Annotated in this window: 3 protein-coding genes and 1 pseudogene; 1 reads left to right on the forward strand and 3 read right to left on the reverse strand. The window is 57.5% G+C overall.

The features are described 5' to 3' along the window. Both nusA and rimP read right to left on the reverse strand, forming a co-directional pair. Nucleotides 1-1,416: transcription termination factor NusA (gene nusA, locus Q8M88_RS17040; protein WP_305598348.1), on the reverse strand; the 1,416-nt coding region annotated here is incomplete at its 3' end. A 13-nt stretch (nt 1,417-1,429) separates the two neighbouring features. Then, complete coding sequence (gene rimP, locus Q8M88_RS17045; protein WP_305598349.1) at nt 1,430-1,858, reverse strand: ribosome maturation factor RimP; 429 nt, start codon at nt 1,856-1,858, stop codon at nt 1,430-1,432. A gap of 250 nt (nt 1,859-2,108) precedes the next feature. On the opposite strand from rimP, the gene lexA reads away from it, so the two are divergent. Beyond that, nucleotides 2,109-2,753, forward strand: coding sequence for a transcriptional repressor LexA (lexA, locus tag Q8M88_RS17050; protein ID WP_305598350.1), 645 nt, complete (start codon nt 2,109-2,111; stop codon nt 2,751-2,753). Nucleotides 2,754-2,820: 67 nt separating this feature from the next. Here the strand turns inward: lexA and Q8M88_RS17055 are convergent. Beyond that, nucleotides 2,821-3,459: pseudogene (locus Q8M88_RS17055) on the reverse strand (hypothetical protein); the annotation flags it as partial.

The raw sequence follows: 3,459 nt of genomic DNA on the forward strand, positions 1-3,459 counted from the left end.
GAGCGCGGTCAGTTCCACAAGATCGTCCGTCGCGTAGTCAGCGAGATCTTCCTGCGTAGCGATGCCTTTCGAAGCCAGCAACCGCGCCGTATCGTTATCCATGCCCTCGACCTTCAGCAGGTCTTCGATGTCATGCTCGACTTTTTCCTCGCTGGCGATGGCCTGTGTCAGCAGCGCATTGCGGGCGCGGCTGCGCAGTTCATTGACAGTGGCTTCGTCAAATGACTCGATTTCCAGCATCTCGGTGAGCGGCACGTAAGCGACCTCTTCCAGCGTCGCAAAACCTTCCTGCACCAGAATGTCGGCCACTTCCTCGTCCACGTCCAGCTTTTCCATGAATTCAGCGCGTGTGCGCGAGGTTTCCTCTTCGCTCTTTTTCTTCGCATCAACCTCGGTCATCAGGTTCAGTTCCCAGCCGGTCAACTCGCCTGCAAGACGGACATTCTGCCCGCTGCGGCCGATGGCCTGCGCCAGATTCTCTTCGTCGACGACGATGTCCATGCTGTGCTTTTCTTCGTCGACAACAATGCTGCTGACTTCCGCCGGCGCCAGGGCATTGATCACAAACTGCGCCGGGTCCGGATTCCACAGCACGATATCGACGCGCTCCTGGGCCAGTTCGGCGGTCACGGCCTGCACGCGCGAGCCGCGCATCCCGACGCAGGTGCCGATCGGATCGATGCGTGCATCCTTGGAGTGCACTGCAATCTTGGCCCGCGAGCCAGGATCGCGCGCGGCGCCCTTGATCTCGAGCAAGCCTTCTTCGATTTCCGGTACTTCGAGTTCGAACAGTTTGGCGATGAATTCCGGTGCGGTCCGCGACAGGATCAGGTGCGGGCCACGCGCCAGACGGTCGACTTTCCAGACATATGCGCGCACACGGTCGCCCAGACGCAGGTTTTCCTTGGGGATCATCTGGTCGCGCGGCAGCATGGCTTCCAGGCGGCCGGATTCGACGATGGCATTGCCACGCTCCATGCGTTTGATGACACCGGTGACCAGGTGCTCCTTGCGCGCCAGGAAATCGTTGAGGATCTGCTCGCGTTCGGCGTCGCGGATTTTTTGCACGATGACTTGTTTTGCCGTCTGCGCGCCGATGCGGCCGACTTCCATGCCGTCGAGCGGTTCTTCGACAAATTCACCGACTTCGAATTCCGGATCTTCTTCCTGCGCCTCATGCAGCTTGTACTGGCGCGACGGGACTTCGATTTCCTCGTTTTTCACCACTTCCCAGCGACGGAAGAAGGAAAACTCACCCGTGGTGCGGTCTACCGAAGCGCGGACATCGACGTCTTCGGTGAACTTCTTTTTGGCCGCCGAAGCCAGGGCGAGTTCAAGCGCGCCGAACACAATTTCCTTGTCGACGTTCTTTTCGCGCGCCAGCGCGTCAACCAACAACAGAATTTCACGATTCATTTCCGTCTCCCGCTCAAAGCACCGGCACCAGCCGCGCCTTATCCACATTGCCCAGATCCAGCGACAGCAGCTGCCCGTCGACTTCCAGACCCACTTTGCCTGCTTCGGTATCGCGCAGCACACCGATAAAATTACGTTGCCCAGCCTGCGGAACACGCAGTTTCAGCTTCGCTTTTTGCCCGCTGAACCGTGCAAAATCCTTTGCCGTACGCAGCGGCCTGTCCAGTCCTGGCGACGATACTTCCAGACGCTCGTAACCGACATTCTCCACTGCGAGCCAACGGCCCAGATGATTACTCACCAGAGCGCAGTCATCGACATTGATTCCGCCGGGTTTGTCGATAAAAACGCGCAACAGCCCGCCCTTGGTCGAACGTTCCAGTTCCACCAGGTCGTAGCCGAGCCCGGCCAGCGTGTTTTCGAGCAAACCCTGCAAATCCATGCAAAATCAGCGACACAAACAAAAAATGGGCGATCCGCCCATCCGTGCGCGCTGCCCAATTCGTTTCACAGAACTTTGAAGTATAACAAAAAATTGGCTTTCGTCCAATAATCCGCCGCAACGCTCAGATTGCACTGGCCATCTTGAATATTCTTTAAATACAAATACTTAAATCATTAAATTGCAAGAAATTTCGGTTTTACACCAGCGCCCCCTTGCCGCCTCAAGTTAACTGTATATAATTACAGTCATGAGCGATGAAAACCAAGTCGAAAGTCTGGTCGAAAACCAGAAGCCACTGACATCCCGGCAGCAGGAAATCCTGCGCCTGATCGAGGCTCACGTTGAGGAGTCCGGGTTTCCGCCGACGCGAGCTGAAATCTGCAGCGCCATGGGCTTCAGTTCACCCAATGCTGCGGAGACCCACTTGCGGGCGCTGGAACGTAAAGGCGTCATCGCAATGACTTCCGGCGCTTCGCGTGGCATCCGCCTGACGCAGCAACAGGACAGCCTGCCCGTGGTTGGACGAGTCGCCGCCGGCAGCCCGATGCTCGCGGAACAGAACGTCGAGCAGCGTTACCGCGTCGATCCCGCCATGTTTGAACCGGCTGCCGATTATCTGCTGCGGGTGCGCGGCATGAGCATGCGCGACGCCGGTATCCTCGAAGGCGACCTGCTCGCAGTACACCGCACGCCGCATTTCAAATCGGGACAGATCGTTGTTGCCCGCTTGCACGACGAAGTCACGGTCAAACGCATCCAGCGCAACCGCAATACGGTCGAGCTAATCGCCGAAAACCCGGATTTCAAACCAATCGTGGTCGACCTGAAGCGGGATCCACTCGAAATCGAAGGCATCGCCGTCGGTGTGATTCGCAACGGCAAGGGATTCTGAGCGTCGCGCCTGAACTACGCCGAATTTACTCCCCGAAGTTCACTCCCCTGAACTACCTACTCATTATTCAAGAGTAGTCGAGCCCCATCACTTCGCGTACGTCGCGCAATGTTTCCTGCGCCATCTTGCGTGCCTTTTCGCAGCCATCGGCGATGATATTGCGCACCAGCGTCGGATCATCGAGGTAACGTTCAGCGCGTTCACGCATCGGTTTCTGCTCTGCAATGATGGCGTCGATCACCGGTTGTTTGCATTCGATGCAACCGATGCCCGCGCTACGGCAGCCTTCCTGCACCCACTTTTTCTTCGCTTCGTCCGAATACACCAGGTGCAACTGCCATACCGGGCATTTCTCCGGATCACCCGGATCCGTACGTTTTATGCGCGCCGGATCAGTCGGCATGGTTTTGATTTTTTTCGCCACGTTCTCCGGGCTTTCGCGCAATGAGATCGTGTTGTTGTAGGACTTGGACATTTTCTGCCCGTCCAGCCCCGGCATCTTCGAGGCTTCGGTCAACAGCGCCTTGGGTTCGGTGAGAATGACTTTGCCGCCGCCTTCGATGTAACCGAACAGGCGCTCGCGGTCACCCAGCGGCAGGTTTTGCGTTTCTTCAAGCAAAGCCCGCGCAGCAGCCAGAGCTTCGGTGTCACCCTGCTCCAGATAATCAGTGCGCAACTGACGAGAGAGTTTGCCGCGACGCGCGCC

Source organism: Phenylobacterium sp. (assembly GCF_030693805.1).
Classification (GTDB): Bacteria; Pseudomonadota; Alphaproteobacteria; order Caulobacterales; family Caulobacteraceae; genus Phenylobacterium.